This window comes from Photobacterium chitinilyticum (assembly GCF_004104355.1).
Taxonomy (GTDB): Bacteria; Pseudomonadota; Gammaproteobacteria; order Enterobacterales; family Vibrionaceae; genus Photobacterium; species Photobacterium chitinilyticum.
Genome location: NZ_RJLM01000001.1, coordinates 383,241 through 398,875, shown reverse-complemented (window position 1 = coordinate 398,875; position 15,635 = coordinate 383,241). Strand labels below are relative to the sequence as shown.

Sequence of the window (15,635 nt, the reverse complement as noted above, 5' to 3'; positions counted from 1 at the left end):
CTCATTAAGAAATAGTAGCTTATTTGAATAAATATTTGCCGTAAGGATACACATGTTTTCAGGGATGCTTTATATCTTCCTGCCACTGGTGATCGGATACCTTATCCCAGTCAGCAAGGACTCAGTTCTGACATTCATTAATACGCAGACTAGCCGTCTTGTACTGGTAATCCTCGCGTTGATGGGCCTGAGCCTGGCAGGGCTCGACAATTTGGGGCAGAACCTGAATCAAATACTGACCTATACTGCTGTTTTTTTTATTTCTATAAGTGCCTGTAACCTACTTGCATTACCAATCATCGACAAGATCTGGCCCACGGCTACCAGCCAAGATCACCGCCAGCTACCTTTCATGAAAATGATGATGGAATCAGTCAAGCTGGTACTAGTTGTAGCCGGGGGGTTGGTTGTCGGCCTCTTGGCTGGTATTGATCTCAGTTGGGTCGACCAGGCTAGCGAAGTTATTTTGCTGATCCTGTTGTTTTTAATCGGTATCCAGCTTCGCAATAGCGGGATGACCTTACGACAGATCTTGCTCAACAAAAAAGGCATGACCATCGCGCTGATTATTGTACTGACCTCCCTGCCTGGCGGTATCATCGCAGCCGCAATCCTTGGTATTCCTGTAACCCACGGCCTCGCAATGGCATCAGGGTTTGGCTGGTATTCGCTGGCAGGAATATTGATGGGAGACGGCTTGGGACCTATTTTTGGCGGTGCCGCCTTTCTCAATGAGTTACTCAGGGAGCTCATCGCATTAAGCCTGATTCCAGTTATGATCAGCCGTTACCCAAGTACCGCGATTGGCTATGCCGGCGCAACAGCAATGGACTTCACCCTGCCTGTGATCCAGAATTGTGGCGGGATCCGCTGCGTACCAATTGCAATTGTCAGTGGGTTTATTCTCAGCCTATCGGTACCGGTTCTGATGTTGTTCTTTCTGTCGCTTTAACGACGGGACAGACAATAAATACCAAAAGGGAAGCCGAAGCTTCCCTTTACAATCAGATAATTTGATATCGTCCTAGTGACTACGGATCCACTCGTCCATATCTGATTTCAGGTTGTCAGACTTAGTTCCGAAAATTGCCTGAACACCACCGCCAGCAACCACAACACCTGCAGCACCCAGCTTCTTCAACTGTTCTTGGTTAACTTTTTCAACGCTGGCGACCGACACACGCAAACGCGTGATACAGGCATCAAGCCCTGTAATGTTATCTTTACCACCAAAGGCCATGACAAGTTCTTTTGCCAACTCAGATCCTTCTGCAGCAACACCCACGTCTTCGTCTTCGTCTTCACGACCCGGCGTTTTTAGATCTAAAGTACGAATTACAGTGCTGAAAACAATGTAATACAGCACCGCGTAGCCAAGACCAAGTGCAACTAACAGTAACATGTTATCCGCACGTGGCGACTGTACTACGAAGTCAATGAAACCATTCGAGAATGTATGCCCGTGTACAACACCTAGTGAGTTAGTTAGCACGTATGCTAGACCAGAAAGTACGGCGTGAATACCATACAGCACAGGTGCGACAAACAAGAATGAAAACTCAATTGGTTCTGTAATACCTGTCAGGAATGATGTCAACGCTGCTGACGCCATGATACCCATGACTTTTGCGCGGTTCTCCGGCTTAGCACAATGAGCAATTGCGAAAGCAGCAGCTGGCAGACCAAACATTTTGAATAGGTAACCACCCGCGAGCTGACCGAAGCCGTTACCTGCAACTCGAGATGCATCATCAGCCGTCAGGAAACAAGTCATAATACCGTTGACTTGCTCACCAGCATTATTTGTGCAACTACCGGCTTCATAGAAAAACGGAACGTTCCAGATATGGTGAAGGCCAAATGGGATCAAAGAGCGTTCAATCACACCGTAAATACCAAATGCTGTCACTGGGTTCTGGTTTGCTGCCCAATCAGAGAATGCTGCAATTGCAGAACCAATTGGTGGCCAGATGAAAGAAAGAAGAATGCCTAGTGCAATTGAGACGAAGCCAGTGATAATTGGTACTGCGCGTTTACCAGCAAAAAAACCAAGGTACTCTGGAAGTTTAATACGGAAGAAGCGGTTAAATGCCCAGGCAGCAACACCACCGGCAAGAATACCACCCAATACGCCGGTGTCGATTTTGTCAACACCTAGCACGGTTGACATTACAGCCAGTGTCGCAGCCATAATACCATAACCAACGATAGCGGACAGACCTGCTACACCATCGTTATTTGTAAAGCCTAATGCTACACCTACTGCAAACAGCAGCGGCATCTGACCGAATACAGAACCACCTGCCTGCTCCATAATTTGAGAGACTACATCTGGCAGCCAGCTAAAATTAGCAGCGCCAACCCCCAGCAAAATGCCGGCGACCGGCAAAACCGATACAGGCAACATAAGCGCCTTACCGACTTTTTGCAGGTTAGCAAAAAGGTTCTTAAACATAGTGTGCTCCTGAGTGAGATTGTTTTAGTTAGATATCAAGTCAGTGCAAGCGACCTACCCCCGTAGTCATAATGCTAGCACCACTTTCCTTTTTTATTGCGGCAATAGTATAAAATGCCACATTTTATAAAACTTGATAACCATCAATAATACCCAAAAGGAATGAAATTAAATTTCATAACTATCAGTAAGATATAGACACTCATCTCAGGAAAACAACGATACCCCCATAAGCCATTGATAGTTAGGCATATAATAACTATTCGCGAGAAGTGCAAGATGTAACTATATTTCAGTTACGTAAGAAATATTTCTTCATGTAACAAAACTAACGCATCCTAATTTGTTTAGAAAACAAGCAGAAGAAGCAACAGCAATAAAAAAAGGAGCAAAAGCTCCTTTTTTATTCACTGGATGTTCGAAGATCGAACGACTAGCGTTCGGCCCGCGAAAAAAGAGTGAAGAAATTATTGGAGGTTATTTCTTCAACCTCTTCTACCGATACCCCTTTTAGCAGGGCAATATACTCGGCAACTTCACGTACATAGGCTGGCTGGTTTTGTTTTCCGCGGTACGGAATAGGTGCCAGGTAGGGAGAATCCGTCTCTACCAACAAACGCTCCAGCGGCAGGCTGCTAACAACATGCTTTAATTCGCTGGCTTTGTTAAAGGTGACAATACCCGAGATTGAAATATAAAACCCAAGTTCGATCGCTTCCTGAGCCATCTCCAGGCTCTCTGTGAAGCAATGCAAGACACCACCACACTTCTCGGCACCTTCTTCACGCAAGATCTGCATGGTGTCTTCTCGCGCCATCCGGGTATGAATGATGAGAGGTTTGTTCAGCTCCACCGCCAGACGTACATGCTGGCGGAAAATTTCTTGCTGCTGCTCGGCCAGCTCAGGCTGATAATGATAATCCAGGCCTGTTTCACCAATAGCAACCACCCGCTCATGCTGCGCGAACACCTTCAATTGTTCGAAGTCAAAACCAGCCTCAATATCTAATGGGTGCACACCACAGGAAGCAAACACATTCTCATGCGGCTCAATCATTTCCATCATAGCCGGGAAGCTTTCAAGGGTTACGCCAACAGACAGGAAATAATCAATTCCCCGTGCCTTTGCTTTGGCTAACACATCATCAATCCCTGTATGAAGTTTCTCATAGTCCAGTTTGTCCAGGTGACAATGTGAATCAACTAACACAATCCTTTCCTCAATTCTATTTATCTACATTAATCGGCAATAAAGCCAGTCAACCACTCAACAATCAGCAGCTCTTCATTCAGACCCGTATGTTTTTCCAGCTTCCGGTGCAACTCATTAGCCTTGCGTACCTGGCTCAACAGGACTGCCGGGTTTATCTGTGAGGCTACTGCTTGTACCTTATCAAGTGACTCATTATGAACAAAATGTGTGCTGACGCCTTGCTGTAGTTTAATACAATCGACAAGGAAGTAACTAAGCCACTTTAAGCTTACTATTCCCTCGCCGGTGCAAAGCGCGGCAACATCATAAATACCGGTAAAAGGCGGCAGCAGAAAGTTGCTCAAAGCCTCAAGCAGATTTCCGTGGCGAATATCCTGCCCTTGCTCAATGAACTGTTTTGTCGCCAACGGCGCGCCACCGTTCAGTCGTACCGACTCCAGTTTGACCGTTTGCATCATCTGCCGTTCGACCCAACGCTGTGTTTCCTGCTCATCGGGAGTAGTCAGGCGCCACTTGTTACAACGGCTATTGATCGTCGGCAGCAGACTATCCAGAGACTGGGCCGTCAAAATAAACTGACATCCCGACGGCGGCTCTTCCAACGTTTTCAGCAAAGCATTGGCCGCAGCCTCACCAAGTGCGTCAGCATGCTCTATCATGATCACACGCTGTCCGGCCAACTGCGACGTTTCGACTGCCCAACGGTTACATTGACGGACCGCATCAACCCCAATCTGCTTTCCTTCCTGCAGAGGGGCAATGATATGAAAATCGGGATGCGTCTTGGCGGCGAACAGCTTGCAGCTATGACACACGCCGCAAGGCTCAGTATCGCAATTTTGGCAAAGTACCGTTTGAGCTAACTGTTGTGCCAGGACTTCGCGCCCGCTCCCTCTTACCGCGAGCAGTAAGATTGCATGATGAAGGCGCCCCTGGCCAAGCAACAGCTGCCAGTTCTGCCACAAACTCTGCTGCCATGGGTAAAGCATACTATTGTTGCTCCAGCCAAGTCGTCAACGCCAGGGAAATATCTGCCGTAACGGCTTCCAACGACTGGCTCGCATCAATGATGGCGACGCGAGGATCATTCTCTGACAACTCGAGGAAACGAGCACGGGCACGATGGAAGAAATCAATATTCATCTGCTCAATACGGTCAAGCTCGCCTCGCCCGCGGGCACGTTCAAGACCTAGAACCGGATCGATATCCATATAAATAGTAAAATCTGGACGGAAATCGCCGAGGACGGTATTGCGCAGATTTTCCATCAAAGCGATATCGAAGCCACGGCCTCCTCCCTGATAGGCCTGCGATGACATATCGTGACGGTCACCAACCACCCAGCGACCTTGGGCTAAGGCTGGCTTTATCACATTGTCGACCAGTTGGATACGTGCAGCATAAAGCAGCAATAGCTCAGCCATATCGGTCAAAGGCTCATCTGGGTGGCCTTCCTTAACCAACGCCCGCATCTGCTCGGCAAGCGGAGTACCGCCAGGCTCTCGCGTTAGCTCCGGCGATTCAATCCCGTGCGCTGACAATACCGCAGCAACTTGGTTGATTGCCGTACTTTTGCCGGCCCCTTCAAGGCCTTCAATTACAATAAATTTTCCAGTCATTATTTTTTCTTTAATGTTCTTAGGTAGGCACGCACAGCACGATTATGCTCGCTTAGCGTTTTCGAAAACTTGTGGCCGCCCTTGCCGTCGGCAACGAAATAATAGTAATTGCTGTCTTCAGGCTTGACTGCAGCAAGAACCGACGCCTTGCTTGGCATTGCTATCGGCGTCGGCGGCAAGCCGAAGATGGTATAGGTGTTATACGGTGTAGGGGTGCGTAAATCACGCTTACGGATGTTACCTTTATATTTGTCACCCATGCCATAAATAACGGTAGGATCCGTCTGAAGCCGCATCCTTTTATTGAGACGGTTCATAAATACTGACGATACTACAGTACGCTCATCATCAACCGCCGTTTCCTTTTCGATGATCGAAGCCATGATCAAGGCTTCATAAGGTGTCTTCAAGGGGATATTCGAATCACGAATCTCCCAAGCCTCATCCAGCAAGCTCGTCATCTGACGATATGCACGCTTAAGTAACTCAAGGTCGGTGGTACCCGACGTATAGTGGTAGGTCTCCGGCAGCAAATAACCTTCCAGTTTGGCGATATCCGCACCGATTGCCTCGGCTATCTCGCCCTCGGACATGCCTGCTGTCTGATGGATCACCTCGGGTGCCGTACTAAGCTGCGCTAGCCAATCACTAAATCTGTCGCCTTCAACAAGGGTAATCGCAAATTGATGTTCCTTTCCTGAAGCAATCAGAGCCAGCACATCATGAAGCGTGCCGCTATTCGGAATTTGATAGGTACCTGTCTTAATACGTGTTAGTTCAGGTTCGATACGATAGATCCAACGGGTCCATTTAGAAGCCGGTACAATTTGCTTGCCGACAAGTTGATTCAGCAAGCCACGAAAACTGGTGCCCGGATTTACCGTAATAAATATTTCAGTATCATGAGTAACCGGTTGCTGGAGCGACCCCTTCACCTGCTGATATGCCCATCCAAGCCCACCGGCAGCAATCATTCCCATCAAAACAACTGCTATTACCAACTTCTTTAACACGTGTACAACCTCTTGTTTAACACTTTCAGCGCTGTGTGCGCTGCAAATCGAGTTCCGTTTATTTCTGTAACTGGCACCAACGCCATCAGGGCATTAGTAATAAAGACTTCATCGGCACAAAGCAATACATCAAGTGGCTTTTTGACAAACTCTATACAATAGCCGCAATCCGCTGCCAGTGTGATCACATGGGCACGCATCACCCCATGGACACCTGACATATCTAACTCAGGCGTATAGAGCGTCTGGCCCCTGCGCCAGAAAATATTCGAGGCCGTTGCTTCTACTACATCACCGTTGACGTCAAGCGCAACAGCATCCAACCAGCCGGCTTGCTCAGTTTCCTGCTTCAGTAACACCTGCTCGAGACGGTTGAGATGCTTGAAACCCGCCAACATGGGTGAAAGAGCCAATCGTTGCTGACAGACACCCAAGGCAATCCCCTGCTGCTGCCATGCCGTATAATGAGCAGGCCAAGCAAAATCGGAGATCACCACCTGAGTAGTCGTACACCCTACAGAGCTATATCCACGCCCTCCCGAGCCACGGCTAATCAGCACCTTCACACCACCGTGGTCCGGGTATTTGGCAGCCAAAAGGTGAACCGTTTCGGTTACCTGCGCCCAGTCCGGATCCGTGATATGAAATGCCGCCACATTGTTCTGTAATCGCTGCAAATGCAGAGGCCATAACCTCGGCTTGCCATGCTCAACAAGGATGGTCGTAAAACAGCCATCACCATATTGCATAGCCCGGTCAGTAACGGCAACGTTACTCTGCTCTATGCCGTTTACCAGTATCATTCCGATATCAACCCAGTCCCAAATAACAAAAGAGTAACCAAAAAAAACGGCCCGGTGCAAAACACCAGGCCGCTCAATGATAACAGGTTATCGTTAGATTTTCTTAAATAGCAACGAACCGTTGGTGCCGCCGAAACCAAACGAGTTACACAAAGCGTACTCAAATTTAGCCTGACGAGCCTCGCCTGGAACATAATCCAGGTCACAACCCTCATCCGGATTGTCTAGGTTGATTGTTGGTGGAACAACCTGATCAACCAGTGTCATTGCTGTAATGATGGACTCGACAGAACCCGCAGCACCCAGTAGGTGACCAGTCATAGATTTAGTAGACGAAACCATCACTTTATCTGCCGCCGAACCCATAGCACGCTTGATGCCTAGAGTTTCAGCCACATCACCTGCTGGAGTCGATGTACCGTGCGCGTTTATATAGCCAATATCTTCTGCGTTGATACCAGCATCGCGGATTGCCGCTTCCATCGCCAGCGCACCACCAGAACCATCTGCACTTGGTGATGTCATGTGGAAAGCATCACCACTCATACCAAAACCAACAAGCTCAGCGTAAATTTTTGCACCACGCGCTTTCGCATGTTCGTATTCTTCAAGCACCATCATGCCGGCACCGTCACCCAGTACAAAACCGTCGCGGTCTTTATCCCACGGACGAGAGGCTGCTTGAGGATCATCATTTCGGGTTGACAGTGCTTTCGCTGCGGCGAAACCACCCATACCTAGCGTCGATGCTTTTTCTGCACCACCAGCTAGCATTGCATCTGCATCGCCGTAAGCAATCATACGCGCAGCATGGCCAATATTGTGAAGGCCAGTTGTACATGCCGTAGAAATAGCGATGTTCGGACCACGAAGACCGTGCATGATAGACATGTGGCCGGCGATCATATTTACAATCGTTGACGGAACAAAGAACGGGCTAATTTTGCGCGGACCTTTTTCCATCAGAGATTTATGGTTAGCCTCAATGAGACCTAGACCACCAATACCAGAACCGATAGCCACACCAATACGTGGGGCGTTTTCTTCAGTTACTTCAAAACCAGAGTCTTTTAACGCCTGTACACCTGCTGCAATACCGTATTGAATGAACAAGTCCATTTTGCGGGCATCTTTTTTGGTCATGTAATCTTCACAGTTGAAGTCTTTGACCAGACCAGCAAAACGAGTAGCAAATGCGCTAGCATCAAAATGCTCGATAGTGCTAATACCGCTAGTGCCGGCCAGTAGGGCTTTCCATGAAGATTCAACAGAATTGCCAACCGGTGACAGCATACCCATGCCAGTAACAACTACGCGACGTTTTGACACGATTAATTTCTCCGGGAATTGAGGATAAAACAGATTTCGATATAAAATCAGGCGGTCATGGTGACCGCCTGGAGGGAGTTCTTTAATTACTCAGATGCGCCAACAACGTAGTCGATAGCAGCTTGAACTGTAGTAATTTTTTCAGCTTCTTCGTCTGGAATCTCAGTATCGAATTCTTCTTCAAGAGCCATTACTAGTTCAACAGTATCTAAAGAATCTGCACCTAGATCGTCAACGAAAGAAGCTTCGTTCTTAACTTCAGCTTCGTCTACACCCAGTTGCTCAATAATGATTTTTTTTACGCGATCTTCGATGTTGCTCATTAATCTATTTCCTTAAAACAAGAATTCGCTAATGCGATTTGCTGTAGTTTATTCATTACTGCAAAAGTTGCAATACTCAACACGCTGGTCAAACCACGATTTTCATTGAAAACAAGACGAGTTTGACCTGCATCATCAACTAATGCAACTTTTTTGGTTAAATCATGTACATGCCGCCGTTAACATGTAGTGTTTCGCCGGTTACATAACCTGCATCTTCCGATGCCAAAAATGCGACTGCTGCCGCAATTTCACGCGGATCACCCAAACGACCGGCAGGAACACCTGCTAGTGTAGCAGCACGCTGCTCATCGTTCAGTGCTTTGGTCATATCTGTTTCAATAAAACCCGGAGCAACGGCGTTTACTGTAATCCCGCGCGAAGCAACTTCACGTGCCATCGACTTGGTAAATCCAATCAAGCCGGCTTTCGCTGCTGCATAGTTTGTCTGACCTGCATTACCCATTGTACCGACTACAGAGCCAATACTGATAATACGACCATGACGCTTTTTCATCATGGCACGCAAAACAGCTTTAGACAGGCGGAAGATAGACGTCAGGTTAGTATCCATGATGTCTTGCCACTCGTCATCTTTCATACGCATCAGCAAGTTATCACGAGTGATACCCGCGTTGTTAACCAAGATATCAATGTCACCGTACTGTGCTTTGATTTCTTTCAGTACCGCTTCGATTGACTCAGGGGACGTTACGTTCAGCGCCAGGCCCTTGCCGTTGTCACCTAAGTATGCACTGATGGCTTCTGCACCGTTTTCAGATGTTGCAGTACCAATAACCGTAGCACCACGTTCAACCAAAATTTCAGCGATAGCACGGCCGATACCACGGCTCGCACCTGTTACCAGAGCAATTTTACCTTGCAGGCTCATTGTCATTCCTCTTCTATAAATAGCATGCAGCCTGCCCCCAGAAGCAGGCTACAACCTTACTTGGCAGCGTCCAGACTCGCTGGATCATTCACTGCAGCACTACCAAGTGCGCGATTAATACGTTTTGTCAGACCGGTCAATACTTTGCCCGGTCCCATTTCTAGTAGCTTCTCGATACCTTCTTCAGCCATGCGTTCAACAGATTCTGTCCAACGAACAGGACCATATAGCTGCTTAACCAAAGCTTGCTTGATTGCAGCAGGAGTGGTTTCCGTCGCAACGTCGGCATTGTTGATCACAGGAACTGTAGGCGTACTAAATTCGATGCTTTCTAGCGCTACTGCTAGCTTATCAGCGGCTGGCTTCATAAGCTCACAGTGAGATGGTACAGAAACCGGAAGAGGAAGCGCACGCTTCGCACCTGCTTCTTTACATAACACATTGGCGCGCTCTACTGCTTCTTTATTACCTGCAATAACAACTTGACCTGGCGAATTGAAGTTCACAGGAGAAACAACCTGACCTTCTGCAGCCTCTTCGCAGGCTTTTGCAATCGCATCATTGTCTAGACCGATGATCGCAGACATCGCACCAACACCCGCTGGTACGGCTTCTTGCATTAGCTGACCGCGAAGCTCAACTAGCTTCACCGCTGCTTTAAAGTCAATCACACCGGCACAAACCAACGCTGAGTACTCACCCAAGCTATGGCCTGCCAGAACAGTTGGCTGTTCGCCACCCTGTTGTTGCCATACTCGCCAGATTGCAACAGAAGCTGTTAGCAACGCAGGCTGGGTACGGTGAGTCTGGTTTAGAGCATCGGCAGGACCATCCTGAACAAGTGCCCATAGGTCATAACCAAGCGCATCAGATGCTTCAGCAAAAGTCTGCTTCACAACATCAAACTGCTCCGCTAACTCTGCTAGCATACCTACGGCTTGAGAGCCCTGACCTGGGAATACAATCGCGAACTTAGGCATTCGAGAATCCTTATTCGTTATTTCTGATTAATCAATATATTGACGAGCTATTCGCTTTAACAAAACATGCTGCTAAACAATAAGCCAAAATACGGCGGTGTAGCAGAAAGCGAATAGCTACCTAGTAATTTAAAAACTGCAAGCTGCTTTTTCTAATCCTGAGAACCGAATTAGAACTTCACCAATGCAGAGCCCCAGGTGAAACCGCCACCAAAGGCTTCCAGCAACAAGGTTTGACCTCGTTGGATGCGACCGTCACGAACGGCTTCGTCTAGCGCCGTTGGAACCGTTGCAGCAGAAGTGTTGCCGTGACGATCAAGGGTAACAACCACTTGATCCATCGACATCGACAGTTTCTTCGCTGTTGCCGAGATAATACGCAGGTTAGCTTGGTGCGGTACCAACCAATCAAGCTCAGACTTATCCATGTTGTTGGCAGACAACGTATCTTTAACAAGGTTTGACAGCTGCGTTACCGCTACTTTAAACACTTCGTTACCAGCCATATACAACCACTTGTCCTCACTAAAATCCTGACCGTGTTCGGGAATGCCAAGACTTAGCAGACCGCCAAAATGGCCATCAGCATGCAGGTGGGTCGAAATAATGCCCTGCTCTTCGCTTGCGCCAACGACAACCGCACCGGCGCCGTCACCAAACAGAATAATCGTCGAACGATCATCCGGATCACATTTATGTGATAGTGCATCAGAGCCAATTACCAAGATGTTCTTGGCCATACCTGTCTTGATATGCTGATCAGCGATACTCAGGGCATAAACAAAGCCTGAACATGCTGCTGCGATATCAAACGCCGGGCAGCCCTTTATGTCCAGCATGCCCTGAACCTGGCAAGCCGCAGACGGAAAAGAGTGACTCGCACTGGTAGTCGCTACGATAATGAGATCAATGTCATCTTTATCAATGCCCGCCATTTCGATAGCGTTTAAAGAAGCTTGATATCCCATTACAGCTACAGTTTCATCTGCAGATGCAATTCGACGTTCGCGAATACCGGTACGAGCTACGATCCATTCGTCTGTGGTATCAACCGTCTGTTCTAAGTCGGCGTTAGAACGTACCTGTGCTGGCAGATAGCTGCCAGTACCTAAAATTTTGCTATACATGAAGACTAATAATGCCTCTCGAGTAAGACTTCTTCCAAACGGTCACTGATTCTTGTCGGTATTTGCCGTTTGACCTCGTGCACCGCTTCACCAATTGCATTTGAGAAAGCGGCAACATCAGCACTTCCATGGCTTTTGACCACAATACCGCGCAATCCTAACAGACTTGCACCATTGTACTGGTCGGGGTTCAACTGTTTAAGACTAATGAACAGGTCATTAAACAACCACTTGGCAACTAAACGCTTAAGTGGATTACTGGATATTGCACTTTTGATGCTGTCTATGAATAAATTAGCGACCCCTTCGCTGGTCTTTAGACTCACGTTGCCGACAAATCCGTCACATACAATGACATCGGCTCGACCGCTATACAGTTCGTTACCTTCAAGATAGCCGATGTACTCTATATCGGGTGAGTTTGCCAACATTTCAGCGCAACGTTTGACTAAATCATTACCTTTTATCTCTTCCTCGCCGATATTAAGTAAAGCCACTCTTGGAGAAGCGGCAGTATTCTGTTCGGCCAGAACGGCGCCCATCACCGCAAACTGGAACAAGGTATCGGCATCGCATGACACATTTGCGCCCAAATCCAGCAGCCAAGTCTTATTCTCTGTTTTCGTCGGGATCGCGGTAACCAACGCAGGCCGGTCGACACCAGGCAGCTGCTTCAAGATATAGCGAGACAGGGCCATCAGAGCTCCGGTATTTCCGGCACTGATACAGGCATCAGCCTTCCCTTCAGAGACGGCATCTAGCGCCATACGCATCGATGTTCCCTGACTTCGGCGCAGGGCCTGAGACGGACGGGTATCATTGGCGATGACATGTTCACAGTGAACAATACGAATTCGAGGGTGTTGGAGCTGATTTAGAAGAGACAGTTGAGATGTGATCGCACTTTGATCACCATAAAGAATAACTTTGAGCTCTGGGTATTGTAACAATGCCTGCACGGAGGCAGGCACTATTACTTGGGGACCGAAATCCCCACCCATTGCATCGAGTGCAACGGCTAGACCACTCAAGGTTCAACCTTATTTGTTGATAACCTTGCGGCCACGGTAGAAACCGTCAGCTGTTACGTGGTGACGTAGGTGAGTTTCACCACTTGCAGAATCTACAGATACAGCTGCAGTTGTTAGTGCATCATGAGAACGACGCATGCCACGTGCTGCACGTGATTTTTTGCTCTTTTGTACGGCCATTAACCCTACTCCTGTTAAATTACTTACTTAGTTTTCTTCAATACTGCAAACGGATTCGGACGCTCATCAGCAACGGGGATCTCACCAAACGTCATGTTTCGTCCACTGGCTTTACACTCAGCGTCTTCATGCATGGCAATTTGAGGCAGTTCCAAAATCAATTCGTCTTCGACGATTTGAATCAGATTGATCTCTCCGTTTTCGTCGACGTCTGCCGGCTCATAAGCTTCCGGAAACTCATCAACTTCCTCTGGTTTGAGGAGCGGACTGTAACAGAATTCAACACTATAAGTGTGATTGAACCCTTCCTGGCATCGCTGACAGGTCAACATCACTTCAACATCTGCACTACCGCGCATAAATGCAAGGTGACGTTGGTCAAAGTCAAATGATAAGGTGACGTTTGCATCACGTGTTACGCTCTGTGTTGATTCGGCCAGTCGCTCAAGTAATTCGGCTTTGATGATGCCATCATAATCGAGTTTTTTTTGAGCTGCGCGAACCGGATCAACCGTTAGCGGCAATTTTACCTTTTGCATAGGGCGCGAATATTAGCCTTCTAATTTGTTTGAGTCAAAGGAAATGTGCGCGAATTAACAGCATTCAGCCAATTCACTTGCTTCCAATAAAGCGCACTTCGCCAATTGGGGACATTTCCACCTTTTTGTCTGTTATCTGCCTGACTCACAACAAGTTGACACCAGCCTTATGAGCGGTCAAATAACACACAAAAGATGACTAAATTACGAACATGCTTGTTCATTAGTAGACACACCTTCAGTATGGTGTGAGTTTGAAATTACAAACTGCTTTTCTTACATTAGTCAGAGTAATTATCAAACGTGGCCTCATGAAAGTTTGGCCGCTAGATTAACATAACCCTAGATAACCTTGGTACAACTATGACTCAACCTTTGCTCCTAGCCTCTACCTCTCCCTTTAGAAAGGCCTTGCTTGAGAAACTGCAGTACCCTTTCGAGACAGCCAATCCGGAAACAGACGAAGCAACGCTCCCCAATGAAACTGCCGAGCAGCTGGTCACACGATTAGCCGAAGCCAAGGCAAGAGCCTGTGCACATGATCATCCCGAACACCTAATTATAGGCTCAGACCAAGTGTGCGTAATTAACAACCGCATCATCGGCAAGCCCCATACTGTCGAAAATGCTTTCCTTCAACTACAGGCTGCCAGCGGCCAGGTTGTCACCTTTTATACAGGCCTTTGTCTGCACAATGCAAAAACCGACGACAGTGAGGTGATCTGCGAGCCCTTCCATGTTCATTTCAAAACACTGACCGAACAGGAAATTCGGCACTATATCAAACGAGAAAACCCATTAAACTGTGCCGGTAGCTTCAAAAGTGAAGGGCTTGGCATTGCCCTGTTCGACAGACTTGATGGGCGAGATCCCAATACTCTGGTTGGTCTGCCCCTGATTGCCCTGCATGAGATGCTCGCCAAACAAGGGGTCGCTATTCTGTAAACGAACAAGGGAATATTCCCGATAAAAAGGCGAGAAGCTAAAATCAGCCTCTCGCCTCGGTGAATACAACAGCCCATTACCAACAGCACGTAACAAACAACATCACGCGCGATTATTTTTTCCTTAGCTGTTCAATGGCTCTCGTCAGTATCTGCTCCATCGGTGCATTGATGTCCATCATCTCTTCCGTCTTAGGGTGCTTGAACTTAATGTTCGCCGCATGCAGGAAAAGACGGCTGAGGCCCGATTTTTTTGTGTAAGCATCGAAGCGAGGATCACCGTAGCGGTCATCCCAGGCAATCGGGTGGCCTGCATACTGGCAGTGAACCCTGATCTGGTGGGTACGTCCCGTCACAGGGCTGGCCTGAATCAAAGTTGCCTGCTCCAGACGCTCTATCACCTTGAAACGTGTGTCCGATGCCTTACCATTTGGATTAACTCGTACAATACTGTTCACTTCATTCTTGAGCAATGGAGCGGTCACTTTCTTACAGCTGGCTTTCCACTCCCCCATAACCAAAGCAAAATAATATTTCTGCACCGTCTTATTGCGGAACTGCTCCTGAAGCTGGCGCAACGCAGAACGCTTCTTCGCCACAAGGAGGATCCCCGAGGTATCACGGTCAATTCGATGAACCAGCTCGAGGAAACGCGCATCCGGACGCAACGCGCGCAACGCTTCAATAGCCCCGAACTTCAAACCACTACCACCATGAACTGCCGTTCCTGATGGCTTGTTCAAAATCAGCATCTGGTCATCTTCGTAGATAATGCACGATTCCAGCTCGGCAACCTTGTTCAGTTTGGTACTGACCGGAGCCTGATCTGCTTTTTCCGGCAATTTAACCGGCGGCACCCTCACCAGGTCACCATCCTGCAATTTATATTCAGGTTTTATACGTTTTTTGTTTACTCGGACCTCACCCTTGCGCAAAATACGGTAAATCATACTCTTTGGAACGTTTTTAAGCCGAGCTCGGAGAAAATTATCGATCCGCTGGCCTGCAAAGTCATCTGTAATCTCGATGAATTGCACTTTTGGTTTATCATCTTTCATAGGTTTTGATTGTATCACGCATACAAAGCAGATTGCCGCAAAAAAGTCACCCTGCTATCATTGCGTGCAGGAGTAGGAGAAAGTGCCTACTTTTGTAACACGGTGAACAGAATATCACCTAACAGACT

The 15,635-nt window shown here is 47.8% G+C and carries 17 protein-coding genes; 2 read left to right on the top strand and 15 right to left on the bottom strand.

The features are described 5' to 3' along the window. Positions 1–52 precede the first annotated feature (52 nt). Entirely contained in the window at positions 53–952 is a 900-nt protein-coding gene (locus EDI28_RS01805) for a LysO family transporter (RefSeq protein WP_128782126.1), read from the top strand. A 72-nt stretch (positions 953–1,024) separates the two neighbouring features. Here the strand turns inward: EDI28_RS01805 and ptsG are convergent, their stop codons facing one another. From ptsG to yceD, 14 genes are all read right to left on the bottom strand, one after another. Continuing rightward, complete coding sequence (ptsG, locus tag EDI28_RS01800) at positions 1,025–2,455, bottom strand: PTS glucose transporter subunit IIBC (protein ID WP_128782125.1); 1,431 nt, start codon at positions 2,453–2,455, stop codon at positions 1,025–1,027. Between the two features lie 433 nt (positions 2,456–2,888). Next, positions 2,889–3,665 carry a TatD family hydrolase gene (locus EDI28_RS01795; RefSeq protein WP_128782124.1) on the bottom strand — a complete coding sequence of 259 codons (777 nt, stop codon included), beginning with the start codon at positions 3,663–3,665 and terminating at the stop codon, positions 2,889–2,891. Between the two features lie 29 nt (positions 3,666–3,694). Further along, positions 3,695–4,657, bottom strand: a complete 963-nt coding sequence (gene holB, locus EDI28_RS01790; protein WP_128782123.1) for a DNA polymerase III subunit delta' — start codon at positions 4,655–4,657, stop codon at positions 3,695–3,697. A 1-nt stretch (position 4,658) separates the two neighbouring features. Continuing rightward, positions 4,659–5,288, bottom strand: coding sequence for a dTMP kinase (tmk, locus tag EDI28_RS01785; RefSeq protein WP_128782122.1), 630 nt, complete (start codon positions 5,286–5,288; stop codon positions 4,659–4,661). Further along, positions 5,288–6,301, bottom strand: a complete 1,014-nt coding sequence (mltG, locus tag EDI28_RS01780) for an endolytic transglycosylase MltG (RefSeq protein WP_128782121.1) — start codon at positions 6,299–6,301, stop codon at positions 5,288–5,290. Before mltG ends, tmk begins: the two co-directional genes overlap by 1 nt. Next, entirely contained in the window at positions 6,295–7,104 is an 810-nt protein-coding gene (gene pabC, locus EDI28_RS01775) for an aminodeoxychorismate lyase (protein ID WP_128782120.1), read from the bottom strand. The genes mltG and pabC overlap by 7 nt, the downstream gene beginning before the upstream one ends. 93 nt (positions 7,105–7,197) lie before the next feature. Then, on the bottom strand, positions 7,198–8,433 hold the full coding sequence (fabF, locus tag EDI28_RS01770; RefSeq protein WP_128782119.1) for a beta-ketoacyl-ACP synthase II: 1,236 nt from the start codon (positions 8,431–8,433) through the stop codon (positions 7,198–7,200). A gap of 86 nt (positions 8,434–8,519) precedes the next feature. Beyond that, positions 8,520–8,756, bottom strand: coding sequence for an acyl carrier protein (gene acpP, locus EDI28_RS01765; RefSeq protein WP_128782118.1), 237 nt, complete (start codon positions 8,754–8,756; stop codon positions 8,520–8,522). A gap of 157 nt (positions 8,757–8,913) precedes the next feature. Beyond that, the gene (fabG, locus tag EDI28_RS01760) at positions 8,914–9,648 is read right to left on the bottom strand and encodes a 3-oxoacyl-ACP reductase FabG (protein ID WP_128782117.1); all 735 of its coding nucleotides are present in this window, start codon (positions 9,646–9,648) and stop codon (positions 8,914–8,916) included. Positions 9,649–9,704: 56 nt separating this feature from the next. After that, the gene (fabD, locus tag EDI28_RS01755) at positions 9,705–10,628 is read right to left on the bottom strand and encodes an ACP S-malonyltransferase (RefSeq protein WP_128782116.1); all 924 of its coding nucleotides are present in this window, start codon (positions 10,626–10,628) and stop codon (positions 9,705–9,707) included. A 170-nt stretch (positions 10,629–10,798) separates the two neighbouring features. Then, the gene (locus tag EDI28_RS01750; protein WP_128782115.1) at positions 10,799–11,755 is read right to left on the bottom strand and encodes a beta-ketoacyl-ACP synthase III; all 957 of its coding nucleotides are present in this window, start codon (positions 11,753–11,755) and stop codon (positions 10,799–10,801) included. Positions 11,756–11,760: 5 nt separating this feature from the next. Continuing rightward, entirely contained in the window at positions 11,761–12,786 is a 1,026-nt protein-coding gene (gene plsX, locus EDI28_RS01745; protein WP_128782114.1) for a phosphate acyltransferase PlsX, read from the bottom strand. Between the two features lie 9 nt (positions 12,787–12,795). After that, entirely contained in the window at positions 12,796–12,966 is a 171-nt protein-coding gene (gene rpmF / locus EDI28_RS01740; RefSeq protein WP_006231206.1) for a 50S ribosomal protein L32, read from the bottom strand. A gap of 23 nt (positions 12,967–12,989) precedes the next feature. Continuing rightward, on the bottom strand, positions 12,990–13,505 hold the full coding sequence (yceD, locus tag EDI28_RS01735; protein ID WP_128782113.1) for a 23S rRNA accumulation protein YceD: 516 nt from the start codon (positions 13,503–13,505) through the stop codon (positions 12,990–12,992). Positions 13,506–13,868: 363 nt separating this feature from the next. Here yceD and EDI28_RS01730 point away from each other — a divergent pair, with 363 nt between their 5' ends. Next, a complete protein-coding gene (locus tag EDI28_RS01730) occupies positions 13,869–14,450 on the top strand; it encodes a Maf family protein (RefSeq protein ID WP_128782112.1) in 582 nt (193 codons plus the stop codon). A 112-nt stretch (positions 14,451–14,562) separates the two neighbouring features. Here EDI28_RS01730 and rluC read toward each other — a convergent pair whose 3' ends face one another. Continuing rightward, a complete protein-coding gene (rluC, locus tag EDI28_RS01725) occupies positions 14,563–15,507 on the bottom strand; it encodes a 23S rRNA pseudouridine(955/2504/2580) synthase RluC (RefSeq protein ID WP_128782111.1) in 945 nt (314 codons plus the stop codon). Positions 15,508–15,635 lie beyond the last annotated feature (128 nt).